This window comes from Halobacterium sp. BOL4-2, from assembly GCF_016917835.2.
In the GTDB taxonomy this organism is placed as follows: Archaea; Halobacteriota; Halobacteria; order Halobacteriales; family Halobacteriaceae; genus Halobacterium; species Halobacterium salinarum.
This window is the reverse complement of the sequence record NZ_CP070332.2, coordinates 1,417,141-1,432,339: the sequence shown is the minus strand read 5'-3', so window position 1 is coordinate 1,432,339 and position 15,199 is coordinate 1,417,141. Positions and strand designations below refer to the sequence as shown.

The window sequence follows — 15,199 nt, the reverse complement described above, 5'->3', positions numbered from 1 at the left end:
CCACTCACCGCGACACAACCCCACTACAGCATGGACCTTGACGCGAGAATCACGCGCCGCCAGCGCCGCAGCACCGACGCCGCACTCATCACCGACTTCGAGCCGCTCTCGCCGGTCGCCCACATCACCGAGCCCTCCGACCGTGGCCCCGCCTTCGAGCGCCTGCTCGACCACTTCAGCCCCGCCTTCGACGGCGCGCTCCCGCCGAACGCCTACCTCCACGGGCCGCCCGGCGCGGGCAAATCGGCGGTCGTGTCCGCGCTGTTCGCGCGGCTCGCGCGCCACGCCACCGGGGACGCGGTCATCCACACGAGCACGCGCGCCGGCACCCCACAGCCGTCCACCCCGGCGTCGGCGATGCCGGCGTTCGTCTACGTCGATCGCCGGACCGCCACCACCCCGTTCGCGTTCTCCCACGCCGTCCTCGACGCGCTGGTGTCGGAGTCGGTGCCGACCCACGGCGTGAGCACGGCCGCGATCCGGGACCGACTCGCCGACGCGGTTGCCGCCCACCCAACGGGAGTCGTGGTCGCCGTCGACCACACCACGACCGCCGCCCCCGTGGCCGAACTGCTGACCGCCCTCCCGGATCGTGCCCGGTGGCTCGCGGTCGGGCGTTCCGAGCCGTCCGACGCCGCGCTGACCGCCCACACCGATCGCGACCTCCGCATCGACGCCTACCAGCGCCAGACGCTCGTCGGGGTTGTGACCACGCGGGCGTCCCTGGCCCTCGGCCAGCACGCGTTCACCCAACAGCACGCGCGCCGCATCGCCGCCTGGAGCGACGGCAACGCCCACGACGCGCTGGCGGCGCTGGCCGTCGCCGCCCACGCCGCCGACAGCGCCGGCCGCAGCCGGCTCACCGACGCCGACATCGAGGCGGGCATCCAGGACGTGCCTCGCGGCGGCGTCGTTCTCGGGCGTCCGCTCGCGGTTTCGGACGCCAAACAGCGCGTCCTGGCGGCGCTGTTGGACACCGACGCCACCCACGGGTCGGTCACCGAGGCCGCCGACGCGGTCACGGCCACCCCCGGCGTATCGCTGTCCCAGAGCACGGTCACGCGGCTGCTGTACGAGCTGTCCGGCGACGGCATCGTCGAGCGCGTGCGCGCCACCACCACCGATTCGGCCGGCCGCCCCCCGAGCCGTGTTGCGGTCCGGTTCGCGCCGACGGCGTTCCGCCGGCTCCGAGCGCGGGCGTAGCCGCCGGCGCGCCGATTCCACAGGTTCATATTGCCGGCGGGCCGTCTCTCATTCGATTACCGTGAGCGGGACGCCCGTCTCAGACACCAGATCGACGAACGGGGCCGAGCAACGACTCGTGGTCGTGTGCGGGCTGCCAGGCACCGGGAAAACCACCGTCTCCGGACACGCCGCCGAGACCCTCGACGCCGAGTTGCTGCGCACCGACGTCGTCCGCACGGACCTGTTCCCCGAGCCCGACTACACGCCGGCGGAGGTCGCAGCCGTCTACGACGCGCTGCTCGACCGCGCGGGCGCGGCGCTCCGGGACGGCGACTCGGTCGTGCTCGACGGCACGTTCAAGAACCACGCGCGCCGGGCGGCCGCGCGACAGCTGGCCGACAGCGTCGGCGTCCGCTTCGAGCTGGTGAAAGTGGAGTGCACCGAGGCGGTCGTTCGCGACCGCATCCGGGCGCGTTCGGGGGACGAAAGCGACGCGGATTTCGCCATCCACCAGCAGTTCCGCGAGGAGTTCGACCCCATTCCCGGCGACGACCACGCGATCATCGACAACTCCGGCGACCGCGACGCCACGCGCAGCCAACTCGTGGCCCTCCTCTGAGCCCGCCGCGCCAGCCTTTTTCGCTCCCGCCGCCCAATCGGAGGCATGCCGACCGACGACCTCGCGTGGGAGACGACCGCCACGACGACCGCCTACGACTGCCCGGGGTTCGTGATCCGCCGCGACGAAACCCGGCTGCCCGACGGCACTGAAACCGACTACGACTACCTCCACGACGGCCCGGCGGTGGTGGTGTTGGGGTTCACGCCCGACGGCGACGAGGTGGTGCTCATCGAGGAGTGGCGGCAGGCCGTCGGGCGCGTGAACCGCGCGCTCCCCGCCGGCAGCGTCGAGCCCGGCGAATCCCTCGCGGCCGCCGCCCGCCGGGAGTTCCGCGAGGAAACCGGCTACGAGCCCGCCACGATCGAGCAGTACGCCACCTACGAGCCGGCCAACGGCATCAGCGACGCCGTCCACCACTACTTCCGCGCGACGGACTGTACGCCCACCGCCAGCCAGACCCTGGACGACGACGAGACGATCCGGGTCGACACCGAGCCGTACGACGATCTGGTGGCGGCCGTCCGGGACGACGACATCCGGGACGGCCGCACCGCGCTGGGCGTGCTCCAGCACGAACTCGCGTAGGTTTATTGGGACTGCCGGCCTGCGTGCCGCTATGGGCGTCATCGTCTACGACGATCCGCGTGGGGATGTCACCGAGTGGCCGACCGACGACGACCGACTCCGGTACGACGAGGCCACCGAGCACTGGCTCGTGAAAACCGGCGACGGGACGGTTCGGCGCATCCCCCGGGAGCGCGTGTTCTACGTCGAGCAGGAGTCCTGAGCGCCGAAGGCAAGCCTCAAGCGCGCACGGTCGCTACGCCGGTGCAATGAGAGACGTCTTCGAGGTCGGCGCACAGGACGGCCTCGCGCGCATCGGCGAACTCGACGTACCACGGGCGGGTGTCACCGTCGAGACGCCGACCCTGATGCCGGTCGTCAACCCCAACCTGATCACCGTCGAGCCGTCCCGGTTCGTCGACGAGTTCGGCGCGGAACTGCTCATCACGAACTCCTACATCATCAACAGCGACGACGACCTCCGCGAGCGGGCGCTCGATGAGGGGCTCCACGAGATGCTGGGGTTCGACGGCGCGATCATGACCGACTCGGGGAGCTTCCAGCTCGCGGAGTACGGCGAGATCGACACCGACACCGAGGCCATCCTCCGGTTCCAACACGACATCGGCAGCGACATCGGGACGCCCGTGGACATCCCGACGCCGCCGGACGCCGACCGCGAGCAGGCCGCGGCCGAGCTCGAAACCACCCAACAGCGCCTGGAGCTCGCCGAAACGGTCGACGTCGGCGACATGCTGGTGAACGCACCCGTCCAGGGGGCGACCCAGCCGGACCTCCGCGAGCAGGCCGGCGCACACGCCTACGGCACGGCCCTCGACCTGTTCCCGGTGGGTGCGGTCGTCCCCCTGATGAACCAGTACCGCTACGACGACATGACCGAGGCCGTGCTCGCCGCCAAGCGCGGGCTCGGCCGCGACGCGCCCGTCCACCTCTTCGGCGCGGGCCACCCGATGATGTTCGCGCTCGCCGCCGCGCTGGGCTGTGACCTCTTCGACTCGGCGGCCTACGCCATCTACGCCCGCGACGACCGCTACCTCACCGTATCGGGCACGGAGCACCTCGACGACCTCCACTACTTCCCCTGTGACTGTCCGGTCTGTGCCGAGCACAGCCCCCAGGCCGTCCGGGGGATGGCGGCCGGCGACCGCGAGCGCCTGCTCGCCGAGCACAACCTCCACGTCTCGTTCGGGGAGATCCGCCGGGTCAAGCAGGCGATCAAGTCCGGGACGCTCATGGAGTTGGTCGCCGCGCGCGCCCACGCCCACCCCAGCACGCTGGACGGCTACCGCGCCCTGCTCGATCACAGCGACCACCTCGAAGCCAGCGACCCCGCGAGCAAGGACGCGTTCTTCTACACGGGCGCGGGCAGCGCGCGCCGCCCCGAGGTCCACCGCCACCACCAGCGCCTCGACCGGCTGGACGTCGACGGCGACGACGTCCTGCTGACCGAGGGCGACAGCAACCACCGCTACGACGAGTCCTGGAACGTCCTGCCGCCGTTCGGCCCGTACCCCTCGGCGCTCGCCACCACCTACCCGCTGACCGCCGAAACGCCCGCCCGGATGGATCGCGCGGGCTACGAGGCGGCCGCCGAAGGCGTGTGCCGGCTCGCCGAGGCCAACCCCGACACCGCGTTCACGCTCGCCCACGACGACTGGCCCGAGAGCGCGCTCGAAGCGGTGCCACAGCGCGTTTCGCTGTACAACGCCGTGCGCGGCGAGTAGACCCGCCACCTGCGGTGTCGGCGAAAGGCAAGGCAATTGAGCGCGCGCCCCCCACAGCGCAGTATGACTGAGTACTTCGAGATCCACGAGCGCGACGCCGCCGCGCGCGTGGGCGAACTCCGGCTCTCGGAGCCCGTGACGACACCGACGCTCACGGACGACGTGATCGCGGACGCGGGCAGCCGGTGGACACAGCCCCGAGAGACGCCCGAGGGCGACGACGCCGCGCTGACAGTGCTCCCCCACCGCGGGTTCCCGTCGGGCACCGCCGACGACGTACAGGCGTCGTTCGCCCCCGACTACCCGGACGTTGCGTTCCCGAGCGCGGCCGTCGTGTCGCCGTCGACGGCCGCGGACTTCGGTGCCGACGCCTACGTGCTGTCGGGCGCGCCCGGCATCGTCGGGCACGGGTCGGCGTTCGCGGACGCCATCGTCGAGGCCCGCGCCGCGATCCCGGACGACACCGCGCTCTCCCTGTCGGGGGTCGCCACGCCCCGGAACGTCGCCGTGCTCGTCTACGCCGGCGTCGACCTCGTGAACGCCGACCGCGCCGTGGTCCGCGGGACGCAGGGGCGCTATCTCACCACCGAGGGGGCCTACGACCTCGCCGACCTCGACGAGCTGCCGTGCTCGTGTCCCGCCTGCCAGCAGCCGGCCGCCGACTTCGACCGGACCGACTGCGTCGACCACAACGTGAACGCCCTCGAAGCCGAGCTGGCGCGGGTCCGCCGCCGCATCCGGGACGGCCGCCTGCGGGACTACGTCGAGGGGCAGGCCCGCCACACGGCGTGGCTCACGGCCGCGATGCGCGAGCTCGACCAGCAGTACGGCTACGTCGAACAGCGGACGCCGACGTTCCGGGACTCGCTGCTGTTGTCCTCGACCCAGGACGCGTTGCACCGCGTGGAGATCCAGCGGTTCGCCGACCGCGTCACCAGCCGGTACCGCAAGCGCCTGGACGGCCACCCGCTGTTGCTCGTGCCGTGTTCGGCGCGGAAACCCTACAGCGACTCCCAGAGCCACCGCCAGTTCCAGGACGCCGCCAGCTACCGCGCGCACGTGGCGTCGATCACGTCGCCCATCGGCGTCGTCCCCCAGGAACTCGAACTCACGTATCCCGCCCAGCATTACGACTCCGTGGTGACGGGGCGCTGGAGCGCCGAGGAGAAGGACTTCGTCGCGCGCGTGCTCCGCCGGTACCTCGAACGCACGGATTACTCCCGCGTGATCGCGCACGTCCCGCCGGAGGGCTACCGCGACATCTGCGAGCGCGTCGCCGGCGACGTCGACGTGCCCTTCGAGTTCACCGTCGCGGACCATCCCACGACCGACGAGAGCCTCGGCGAACTGAACGCCGCCCTCGCCGGCGAGGACAAGATCTGGGTGCAGGAGCGCGAGGCGGCCACGCTGAAGGCGGTCGCGGACTACTATCTGGGCGACGGCGCGGGCGACGCGGTGTTCGCGGACATCGAGGTGCAGGGCCGGTATCCCAAGCTGCAGGCGCTGGACGCCGACACCGGCGACCAGCTCGCGGCGCTCGTCCCCGAGTACGGCTCGCTGTCGTTCACGCTGGCGGGTGCCCGCCAGTGGGTCGCCAGCGACGCGCCCACCAAGCGCGTCGAGATCGACGGCTTCGTGCCCCAGGGCAGCGTGCTCGCGCCCGGGGTGATCGACGCCAGCGACGACATCCGGGTCGGCGACGAAGTCGTCATCGAGGGGCCGGCCGCGTTCGCCGTCGGGCGCGCACGGATGCCCGGGCCGGCGATGGCCGACGCCACCCGCGGCATGGCGGTGCAGGTCCGGCACTGCGTCGAACGATAACACCCCGTCGTTGGGTCCGCTGAGCCGGCGGTCTCCGGTCACGTTTTCGCGGCGTCGTGGTGCTGTCTCGCACTCGTATCACAACACCGAAAGAAATTTCACGCATATCAGTAGCTTAAAGTTACTCATTCGCCATTGGCACATAGGCTACATAATGGTTAACGGGAACACGGTCCACGAACCGACAGGCAGTACCGCCGGACAGCCAGCCGACATCGAGGATCCGACGTGGGTAGTGGTCAAGTCGTTGTTGGAGACGAACACCGCCACCACGAACGCGCTCGAAACGGTCATGCTGTACGCGGCGACGGATCGCATCGACGACCTCCCTGCCGACGCACTCGCGGCGCACCTCGATGACCTCATCGAGACCCAGCGCCGCACGATCACCGAACTGGAGCTCGCGAGGGACGCGATCAGCGAGCTGAACGCCGAGCAGTAACGCCCGCCAGACCCCACTGCCGACCGCCCTGCCCTGATCGCCGCCGTCGGCGACTGCGTGCCGCCGTGCACCGACACCGGTGTACGCCCGAACCAGTCGTTGCCACCCATGGCATATACTACCAGTACACGACAATATCCTAGCATATATCAGATCCGGCCGTGAGGTAGCAGCCATGAAACTCGCAGTACCGACGGATTTCGACATTCTCGACGCGCTCTCCGACGGAAAACGCAACAACGCCGTCAACCTCTCGCATATCCTCGACAAGAACAGGGCGTACATCAACACCCGGCTGCCCATCCTCACCGACTACGGCCTGGTCGAGCGCATCGGTCCCGCCCCGAAAAGCGGGCTGTACGCGATCACGGCGAAAGGACAGGCGGCGCTGACCCACCGGGACGCCTACGAGAACGACGACGACGACTTCGAGGCGCGCGTCGAAGCCACCGTCGCGTAACCGCGCCTCGTTTTCGGCCCGCACGCTGTCCTGCTGCGGTGCTGTGTTTCGATACCGCCCGTCGGTTCCGCTGTTTCGTGCTCCGTAACTAATTTAACGGCAACTGGTATATACTGACAGTATATGTGGATAGTTGGCAGCACCGCCGCATCCGCCCCCCGCTGGGGCCGCCGCCGACTGCACGCCACGACACAGCCGATCCTACCATGACAGACCACACCCCCACCACCAAGTTGCGCGCGGTCGCCCTCGCTGCGCTGCTGGTTCTCTCCGTGCTCGCCGGTGCCACCACGTTCACCGGCGCTGCCGCCGCCGCCGCAAACGCCGGCCCGGAGGCGTTCCAGGACCAAGCGACCGACGCCGGGGACCTCACGCCAAACGAAACCGCAGTCGTACAGACGATTGATGCACGCGACGCCGACGGTGGCGACGACGACGCCGACACCGTCCTGACCGGGCTCACCCTCTCGGGGGCCACCAGCAACACCGTCTCCGCATCGAACATCTCCGAAATCGAGGTCCTCGACGGGAGCGGGACGTCGTTGGGCACCACGGCCCCCGCGGCGTTCACCTCGCCACAGCAACTCGACATCACGAACCGCACCATCCCCGACGACACCACAACCGAACTCCGGGTGCAGGCCACGGTCGCGGCCAACGCAACCCAGTCCAACGCCACCTTGGCGTTGGACACACGCGCGAGTTGGGTCGAAGGCAACACCACCGGCACCACTGACCCCGCCACCGACGGCGCGCCCGAAACCCTGGCCGCGGACACGGCTCCCACTGACAACGAGACGGTCAGCCTCGACAGCGTCGAACTCGACGGCAGCGACACCACCAACCAAACGGTGGTGTTGACGTTCAGCCAGCCGGTTGTGGCGACTGACAGCGGCATCACCGCCGCCAACGTCACGTACACCGACGCCAACGACACCGGCAACCGCTCGGTCACCGCCGTGCGCGACCTCGACGGTGACACCCAGGTCGCGGTCTCGGTGAACGAGAGCGTCACCGCCGCCGACCTCGGCGTCGACACCGTGGGCGTCGAGTCCGGTGCGCTCCGCACCACCGACTCACCACCCACGACCGTATCCGCAGCCAGCATGGCCATCACGGCCGACGCCACGACCGACACACCCCCACTGGTGGTCGTCACACCGTCCACCCGCACGGTCAACCAGTCCACGGACGCACTGGACGTGGCGTACCGCTACAACCAGCCGGTCTCCGGCGGCAGCGCCGACGTCAGTATAACGCTGGCAGCGGCCAACAGCACCGAAACCGCCACGTTCGACATCTCCGACAGCCCACTGGTGGCGAACGCGACCCAGCGCCTCACGCTGGACTTGGCTGAGAACGCCCCGCTGGCCGACGGCGCGTACACGCTGTCGGTCACGGTCGACGACGGCTCCGGCAGCCCCGTCACACGGACGACCGATCCGGTCGTCGTCATCGACGACGAACCCCCGGACGTTTCGGCGGTGTCCCTGAACGCCTCGACGGACGTTTCACCACGCGACACCGTCGCCGTCAACTACACCTACGACGACGCAACCAACGCCACCAGCGCCACCGTCCACTTCGTCGCCGCCGCCGACGCTGGCAACTTCACCGCCGGTGACCTCGCCAACGCGTCGGCCGCCAGCGTGTCGAAGGACATCGATATGGCCCCCGGCAAACAGCGCGTCGACGTGGCCCTCCAGTGGGTCCGCGAAGTCACGGACAACAGCAACTACACCGTCTACGTGACCGCCACCGACGAACGCGGACTCACGAACCTCAACACGAGCGCCACACCGATCATCGAGGGCACCGTCGCCAGTGCTACCCTGGACGTGAACGCCGCGCAGCCAACCCTCGACGGCGTGGAAACCGACACCGGGAGCACGACGGTCACCGCGACGTTCAGTGAACGCGTCGCGGCCGTCGACGGCGACCCCAGCCCGAACGAGTTCGTCTACCAGGACGCCACCAACGACGGCGCGGGCGCCATCACGGCAGCCACCGCCAGCGGCCCCGCATCCATCGACCTGACACTCGACAGCGCCGTCACGACCGCCGACATCGGCACGGACGCCGTCTCCGTTCGCGCCGACGCGTTCACCGACACTGACGACGCTGATCCGCGCGCGGTCCCCGCCAGCTCGGCGGTGGTCGCCGACACCACCGCGCCGACCGTTCGCAGCGCCGATGCCGGCCCGATCAACAACCGCACCGTCAGCAGCTACGACGTCTCGATCACGACGGGTGACGAGCCCGTCGAGGCCGCCGTGACCCTCCGCGGATCGGGCGGCACCACCCGCTCGAAGACCGCCGCCGACGTCACCGGGGACGCGACGTTCACGTTCGACGCGACCGCGCTCGATCGCGGCGCTGTCGACGTCACGGTGACCCTGACCGACGCCGCCGAGAACACGGTTTCCACCACGAAAACGGTCCAGAAAGACACCGTTGCGCCGACCATCACCGCCGCCGCAGCGAACCCCGGCGCGAGCCCGGACGCCGGCGGGAAGACGCGGCTCGTGACCGTGCTGTTCTCCGAGCCCGTCGACGGGTCGTCCGTTTCCGCCCAGAACCTCGCGATCACCAGCGACGACTACGCCATCGACGACGTCCTCCCGGAGTTCCTCACCGCCGACAACGAGGCCGTCCTGTTGTTGAACCGGTCGGTCTCCGTGGACGCCATCGGCTCGGAGTCCGTACAGGTCCGCGCGCCCGGCGTCACCGACACCGTCGGCCACCCGGTCGCGAACGCGGCACCGCTGGCCGACACGGAGACGACCGGCACCGCAGCGCCCGAGCACACGCCCGGCTTCAAGGAGGTGGTCGCCGAGCCGGGGGCCACCACGCTGACCGTTCGATTCGACGAGATCGTTAGCGCACCCGATGGCAGCGGCCTCACCGCCGCCAACTTCACGTTCGAGGACGGGAACAACGCGTCGGCAGGCACCATCACGGCCGCCACCCAACTCGACCCACAGACGGTCGAGATCACGCTCGACGAGGCGCTGACCGCCGCCGACCTGGTCGACGACTCGCTTTCGGTGACCGCCGACAGCGTCGTCGACACCAGCGGCAACGTGATGCCGGCGGCGTCGACGACGTTCGGCATCGACCTCGGGCTCACGACCACCACCGCTGGCGACACGATAACGCTCCGGGTCACGACGCTGAACGACATCGAGGCCGCCGTCGGGAACGGCCTCACCGTGACCGAGGCCACCCGTGAGCTCGCGTCGCTTGAGGAGTTCACCCTCGACGACCGGTTCACCGCGACGCTCAGCCCCGACGACTTCACCGAGATCAACGCCGGCGTCTACGAAGCGTCGGTCACGGTCCCACACGCCGACGGAGCCGTCGCCGACGGCCGCTACGAGGTGTCGGGGACGGTCGATGGGCGGGTGCTCTCGCGGACCGCCGAGATCGACACGACGCCACCCCGCCCGACCGACGCCGTGCTCCACACTGTCACGAGCGAGGCCCAACCCGGCGACGCGCTGAACACCACCCGGGTCCGCGTGCTGTTCAACGAGCCAATCGACGCCGGCGACATCACGCCCCGCGACGTTTCCATCGACGGGTTCGACGGCGAGATCGTGGCTGTCCAAGACGGCGGCCTCTTCGGTAGCGTGAGCGTCGTCGTCGAGGGCCACATCCAGACCGGCACCAGCCCGGCAGTGACTATCGACGGCGACAGCTACACCGACCGCACCGGCACGCAAGGCGCGACCGGCGCCAGCACCGTCGTGCACACGGACGTCCTCCGGCTGGATCGCGGCCAGAACTACGTATCGGTGCCGGCCACCAGCGGCGCGGTGCCGCTGTCCGAGATCGACACGTCGGCGGTCGACGCGATCTACGCCTACGACGCCGCAGCCGACGCCTGGGACGCATACGATCCGGACGCCAGGGAGAACAGCCTCACCGCGCTCGAAGGCGGCGCGGGCTACGTCTTCGTCATGGATCGCGCGTCCACCGTTCCGGTGAACGTCTACAACATCGCTGGCGCCGCCGCGGGCGCGGACCCGAGCGCGCCGGCACCGACCGCCCAATCGCTCAGCGAGGGGTGGAACCTCGTCGGCCAGTACCGGGCTTTCGAGCAGCCAGTCGACACCGCGCTGTCCTCGGTCTCTGAGGGTGCCGTGTACAGCGTCCTCGCACAGGACGAGACCGCCGACGGCGTGGCGTTCACCTCCCACTCCGCCGGCGACTTCGAGACGATGGAGCGCAGCGAGGGCTACTGGGTCTTCGTCCGTGAGGACGAAGCCTACACCGCAGCGCCCGCCGACAACTAACACACCTCCGCCACGCGATGTTTGATTCCATGGACACGATACGACCCACGATCCGGCGAACAGCAGTCGTCGTCACAGCCGTCGCAGTGATCGCAGCGCTGGCCGCTGCGGGCAGCACCGCAGCCGCGGCGTCGTCGCCACCGACACCGCCACACCGGTTTTTCGGCACTGTCAGTGATGCTGACGGCCACCCCGCCGGCAACGTCACCGTCGAGGTGGTACACAACGGCTCCGTTGTCGCCTCGAACACCACCGCTGACAGTGGATACTACGATCTGATCGTCCCCGCTGACGCCGTCTCTGCGGGGCGGTCCGTGACGGTGACCGCCCGCAACCAGTCCGCCCAGTTCGAGTGGACCGCGGCCGGGTCGACGGAGGTGGAGTTCACGCTCGGCCCGTCGGGCGGCAGCGACGTTGACGATGGCACCGACAGTGGTGGTGGCACAGACGGCGACACCGGCGGCAGTGGCGACGAGGCGGGTGGCGGAGGCGGTGGCGGAGGCGGTGGCGGTGGCAGTGCTGGCGGCGGTGGCGGCGGCAGTGTCGCTGCCGGGAGCGCGAGCCAGGACGCGACGACGGTGAACGCCGCGACCCAAACGCCGACAACGACGACGGCGACTTCCCAACCCACCACCCAAGCGACCACGACGCCAGACACGTCGACGGCAACGAGCACGGCGGCACCGACAGCATCAACGACCACAACCGAACGCGATACGGACGACGCGTCCAGCGGGACCGTCCCCGGGTTCGGGGGCGTCATCACGCTGGGCGGCATGGCTGCGGCGGCGCTGCTGGCTGGCCGGCTGCGATAACCGCGCCGCCGCGCGCTCGGTGGCTGGAGATGGCGTAGTTATTTGTATACTGGTAGTATATACGGATGCTATGAGACAGACCCGGCGAACGTTCATGAAGACAGCCGCCGCAGCGATCGGCGGCCTCTCAGCCACGACACAGCCCGTCACCGCCGAGCGCGTCCGCGACGACCAGTTCCTCGTCGACACGCAGTCGGCCACCAGCGACGCCTGGCGAGAGGCCGTCGACGTCATCGACGAAGCCCAGTCCGTCGGTTTCGCGTCGGTCTCCGGCTCGGAGCAAGCCCTCACCGGCTACGGCCTGGACTTCGCCCCGGAGTTCGAACTCTCCATCGACCCGCCGACGATCACTGGCGTCTCCCCCGCGGACGTGCCCGACGAGCTCCCCGACGGCGCACAGTCGGCTTCCTTCGACACCACTGACGACGACATCCCACAGCCACACCCACTCCAGTGGTCGAAAGCCGAGCAGAACGTCGCCGCCATCCACGACAACGACGTCACCGGCGAGGGCACGACCATCGCCATCGTGGACTCCGGGATCGACGCCAGCCACCCGGATCTCACCGTCGACACCAGCCGCTCGGGCAACTTCTCCCTCGATGACTCACTGGGAACCAGCGCCGACAGCAGTCACGGCACGCACTGCGCCGGCATCTCGGCGGCTACCGGTGCCCGCGCGTCCAGCGGCGGCCCATACGCCGTCGGCGTCGCGCCCGACGCGACGCTCCTGGACATGAAGGTGTTCCCGTTCAAATCCAGCGCATCGATCCTCAACGCCGCCGAAACGGCGATCCGAGCGGGCGCGGACGCAGTGAACCTGAGTCTCGGGCCGTCCAGCCCGGTGTCGCCGAGCGTCAGCCAGCACCTGAGCGTCAAGGCCTACCGGCGCATCGGCGAGCTCGCCGTCGACAACGACGCCGTCCTCGTCGAGTCCGCCGGCAACGCCGACACCAACATCGACGACTTCGAACCGCAGGTAACGAACACCGGAAAGGGCAGCCACCCCGGATGGATCTCCGTCTCGGGCACCGGACCACGAAGCGCGGTCCCCACGCTCGAAGCCCAGCCCCCGGACGCCGACGGCGACGGTGTCCCGGACTTCGGCACGAACAGCCCCACGCACACGCCCGCCGTCTACACCAACTACGGCCCGGACTCCGTCGACGTCAGCGCCCCGGGCGGGAACGTCGGGTCGTCGGGCTCGCTCTGGGACGGCGTGTTCAGCACGCTCTCCCCGGCCGTCGATTCGTTCGGGTTCGCGCGAACCGGCCCCGGCGGCGGCTCGGGGCTTTACGCCGGCTCCGGGATGTACGGCACGCTGCACGGAACCAGCATGGCGGCACCACACGTCACCGGCCTCGCCGCCGTCGTGGCGGCACAGAACCCCGGCGCGACCACGCGCCAGATCATCGCCCACATCAAACACACCGCCGCCCACGTCCGGTCGGACTACCAGGTCGACTACTTCAGCGCCGGCGACACCACCCCGGACACGTACGACAACGGCACCCTCGAAGACCGCTACGCCTCCGAGACGTTCCGCGGCGCGGGCCACATCGACATCCAACGCGCCGTCGAAAAGCCCATCCCGTTCCCGGGCGGCCTCGAATTCGACGGCACCACGTATTACCCCGCCGACCCCGACGACGACGGCGTCTACGAGGACGTCAACGGCGACGGCGTCGTTGACATGGCCGACGTGGAACTCCTCTACCAGTTGGCGCTCCGCAACGCCGTCCCGGAGGGCACCACTGCCTTCGACGTCACCGGCGACGGCAAATTCGACATGCACGACGTCCAAGCGCTCACCCGCCAAGTCGAGTGACACCACCCCGCCCAACTGTTGGGTGTGTGACGTAATCACCAAGTTCCCGGCTGCTGTACCCTTGCGTGTGCGCGTCGACGACATCATGACCACCGCCGTCGTGGCGGTCCCGGCCGACGCGTCGTTGCACGACGCCGCCGACCGCATGCTTGCGACCGGTGTTGGCAGCGTCGTCGTCACCCGCGACGACAACCCCGCGGGCATCCTCACCGAGCACGACTTCGTCGCCGCCGGCCACGAACACGACCGTCCGTTCGACGAAATCCCAGTGTACGCCGCGGCGTCCCGGCCCCTGGAGACGGTGTCTCCGTCTGCGACCGCCAACCGGGCTGCACACACCCTCCGCGATGCCGGCGTCAGTCACCTCCCGGTCGCGGATGGCCTCGACCTCGTCGGCATCGTTACCACTACTGATCTGGTTGGTGTCCGGGATCACCTCGACGCCGACGCCGAGCACGCGCTCCGCGAACGCACGGCCTGGGAGCAGACGCCCGATTGACTGCGTCAGGTCTTGTAGCCGAGCTGTTCGAGTCGGTCGTCGACGACCGACGCGTCGGTCGCCTCCACGGATCCGCCACGACCACCGCTAGGTTCGCGCGTCCGCTCGTCGCTGGCGGTGGTCTCACACCACGGCACCTCCCGAAGCGCCGGAACATCGACGCCGCCGGGATGGCCGTAGATGGCGTGTTCACCGAACGCGTTCCCGTGGTCGGCGGTGAGCACGGTCCGGTCGGCGTCGACGTTCGAGCGCAACACCGCGACGTCCTCTAAGACGGCTTCGAGGTTGCGCTCGTAGTCCCGCCAGGCGTCCGCGACGGAGCGCCGGCCGAACCGCAGTTGCTCCCAGACGGACATCGGCTGGTCGCCCCAGTCGTCCAGGGCGACTCCGCCACTGTCGTCGTCGAAGACGGTGGGGAAGTGGGGCTGCATGTAGTGGACGATCAGCCGGTCGGTGTCGTGGGTGCGCCCCGCCCTGATCGCGGCGTCGGTCACCGGGCCGGGTGGGATGGTACCCTGGGCGTCGTCCCAGCCGTACTCCCAGACCGCCTCGTAGCCGCCCAGCCGGCTCGTGTCGATGGTGCGCGAGGAGTACGGGTTCCCGGTCACGTAGGAGACGTCCGCAAGGGCGTCGTCGCTGGCGCTCCCGAGCACCGCGGTGAGCCACTCCGTCGACGTGCTTGCCGGCGATGTCGCCGTTCCGCCACTGTCGAAGTCGTACTCCCCGCCGCCGACGACGTCGGCGAACACGTCCGCCCGACAGGCATCCAACACGACCAGCATGTCCCATTCCGCGTCCAGGATCGGGTCCGGGGTGCTGTGTGATCGCAGCCCGTAGTACGTCCGCGAGGCGAACTCGCGGACCGCGTCGAAGCCGGCGTACCGGAGGCTGCGGGCGGCTGCCGCGAGGTCCGAGATCAT

The 15,199-nt window shown here is 69.7% G+C and carries 13 protein-coding genes; 12 read left to right on the top strand and 1 reads right to left on the bottom strand.

What is annotated here, in order from left to right; all coding sequences use genetic code 11:
- The first annotated feature begins 30 nt into the window (after positions 1 to 30).
- The 12 genes from JRZ79_RS20900 to JRZ79_RS20845 all read left to right on the top strand — a co-directional run bounded on the left by JRZ79_RS20900 (position 31) and on the right by JRZ79_RS20845 (position 14,279).
- Positions 31 to 1,203 carry an ATP-binding protein gene (locus JRZ79_RS20900; RefSeq protein WP_010903444.1) on the top strand — a complete coding sequence of 391 codons (1,173 nt, stop codon included), beginning with the start codon at positions 31 to 33 and terminating at the stop codon, positions 1,201 to 1,203.
- 61 nt (positions 1,204 to 1,264) lie between these two features.
- On the top strand, positions 1,265 to 1,804 hold the full coding sequence (locus JRZ79_RS20895) for an AAA family ATPase (protein WP_205251036.1): 540 nt from the start codon (positions 1,265 to 1,267) through the stop codon (positions 1,802 to 1,804).
- Positions 1,805 to 1,849: 45 nt separating this feature from the next.
- The gene (locus JRZ79_RS20890; protein WP_010903441.1) at positions 1,850 to 2,392 is read left to right on the top strand and encodes an NUDIX hydrolase; all 543 of its coding nucleotides are present in this window, start codon (positions 1,850 to 1,852) and stop codon (positions 2,390 to 2,392) included.
- Between the two features lie 31 nt (positions 2,393 to 2,423).
- Positions 2,424 to 2,594, top strand: coding sequence for a hypothetical protein (locus JRZ79_RS20885; RefSeq protein WP_010903440.1), 171 nt, complete (start codon positions 2,424 to 2,426; stop codon positions 2,592 to 2,594).
- Positions 2,595 to 2,640: 46 nt separating this feature from the next.
- Positions 2,641 to 4,116, top strand: coding sequence for a tRNA guanosine(15) transglycosylase TgtA (tgtA, locus tag JRZ79_RS20880; protein WP_205252131.1), 1,476 nt, complete (start codon positions 2,641 to 2,643; stop codon positions 4,114 to 4,116).
- Between the two features lie 63 nt (positions 4,117 to 4,179).
- Entirely contained in the window at positions 4,180 to 5,937 is a 1,758-nt protein-coding gene (arcS, locus tag JRZ79_RS20875) for an archaeosine synthase subunit alpha (protein WP_205252130.1), read from the top strand.
- A gap of 154 nt (positions 5,938 to 6,091) precedes the next feature.
- On the top strand, positions 6,092 to 6,379 hold the full coding sequence (locus tag JRZ79_RS20870) for a hypothetical protein (protein ID WP_205251033.1): 288 nt from the start codon (positions 6,092 to 6,094) through the stop codon (positions 6,377 to 6,379).
- Positions 6,380 to 6,554: 175 nt separating this feature from the next.
- Positions 6,555 to 6,839 (top strand): ArsR family transcriptional regulator, encoded by a 285-nt coding sequence (locus JRZ79_RS20865; protein ID WP_205251032.1) that lies wholly within the window; start codon positions 6,555 to 6,557, stop codon positions 6,837 to 6,839.
- 206 nt (positions 6,840 to 7,045) lie between these two features.
- Positions 7,046 to 11,137, top strand: coding sequence for a surface glycoprotein (locus JRZ79_RS20860; RefSeq protein WP_205252129.1), 4,092 nt, complete (start codon positions 7,046 to 7,048; stop codon positions 11,135 to 11,137).
- Positions 11,138 to 11,166: 29 nt separating this feature from the next.
- Positions 11,167 to 11,952, top strand: a complete 786-nt coding sequence (locus JRZ79_RS20855; protein ID WP_229373358.1) for a hypothetical protein — start codon at positions 11,167 to 11,169, stop codon at positions 11,950 to 11,952.
- A gap of 94 nt (positions 11,953 to 12,046) precedes the next feature.
- Positions 12,047 to 13,780: a S8 family serine peptidase gene (locus JRZ79_RS20850; protein WP_231546311.1), complete on the top strand. Its 1,734-nt coding sequence runs from the start codon at positions 12,047 to 12,049 to the stop codon at positions 13,778 to 13,780.
- Positions 13,781 to 13,847: 67 nt separating this feature from the next.
- The gene (locus JRZ79_RS20845; RefSeq protein WP_229373357.1) at positions 13,848 to 14,279 is read left to right on the top strand and encodes a CBS domain-containing protein; all 432 of its coding nucleotides are present in this window, start codon (positions 13,848 to 13,850) and stop codon (positions 14,277 to 14,279) included.
- Positions 14,280 to 14,284: 5 nt separating this feature from the next.
- Here the strand turns inward: JRZ79_RS20845 and JRZ79_RS20840 are convergent, their stop codons facing one another.
- Positions 14,285 to 15,199, bottom strand: coding sequence for a hypothetical protein (locus JRZ79_RS20840; protein WP_205252128.1), 915 nt, complete (start codon positions 15,197 to 15,199; stop codon positions 14,285 to 14,287).

Excerpts from the sequence above, each read along its gene's own strand:
- JRZ79_RS20900 (WP_010903444.1), top strand. The coding sequence starts at position 31 with ATGGACCTTGACGCGAGAATCACGCGCCGCCAGCGCCGCAGCACCGAC.
- JRZ79_RS20890 (WP_010903441.1), top strand. The coding sequence starts at position 1,850 with ATGCCGACCGACGACCTCGCGTGGGAGACGACCGCCACGACGACCGCC.
- JRZ79_RS20885 (WP_010903440.1), top strand. The coding sequence starts at position 2,424 with ATGGGCGTCATCGTCTACGACGATCCGCGTGGGGATGTCACCGAGTGG.
- tgtA (WP_205252131.1), top strand. The coding sequence starts at position 2,641 with ATGAGAGACGTCTTCGAGGTCGGCGCACAGGACGGCCTCGCGCGCATC.
- arcS (WP_205252130.1), top strand. The coding sequence starts at position 4,180 with ATGACTGAGTACTTCGAGATCCACGAGCGCGACGCCGCCGCGCGCGTG.
- JRZ79_RS20870 (WP_205251033.1), top strand. The coding sequence starts at position 6,092 with ATGGTTAACGGGAACACGGTCCACGAACCGACAGGCAGTACCGCCGGA.
- JRZ79_RS20865 (WP_205251032.1), top strand. The coding sequence starts at position 6,555 with ATGAAACTCGCAGTACCGACGGATTTCGACATTCTCGACGCGCTCTCC.
- JRZ79_RS20860 (WP_205252129.1), top strand. The coding sequence starts at position 7,046 with ATGACAGACCACACCCCCACCACCAAGTTGCGCGCGGTCGCCCTCGCT.
- JRZ79_RS20855 (WP_229373358.1), top strand. The coding sequence starts at position 11,167 with ATGGACACGATACGACCCACGATCCGGCGAACAGCAGTCGTCGTCACA.
- JRZ79_RS20850 (WP_231546311.1), top strand. The coding sequence starts at position 12,047 with ATGAAGACAGCCGCCGCAGCGATCGGCGGCCTCTCAGCCACGACACAG.
- JRZ79_RS20840 (WP_205252128.1), bottom strand. The coding sequence starts at position 15,199 with ATGATCTCGGACCTCGCGGCAGCCGCCCGCAGCCTCCGGTACGCCGGC.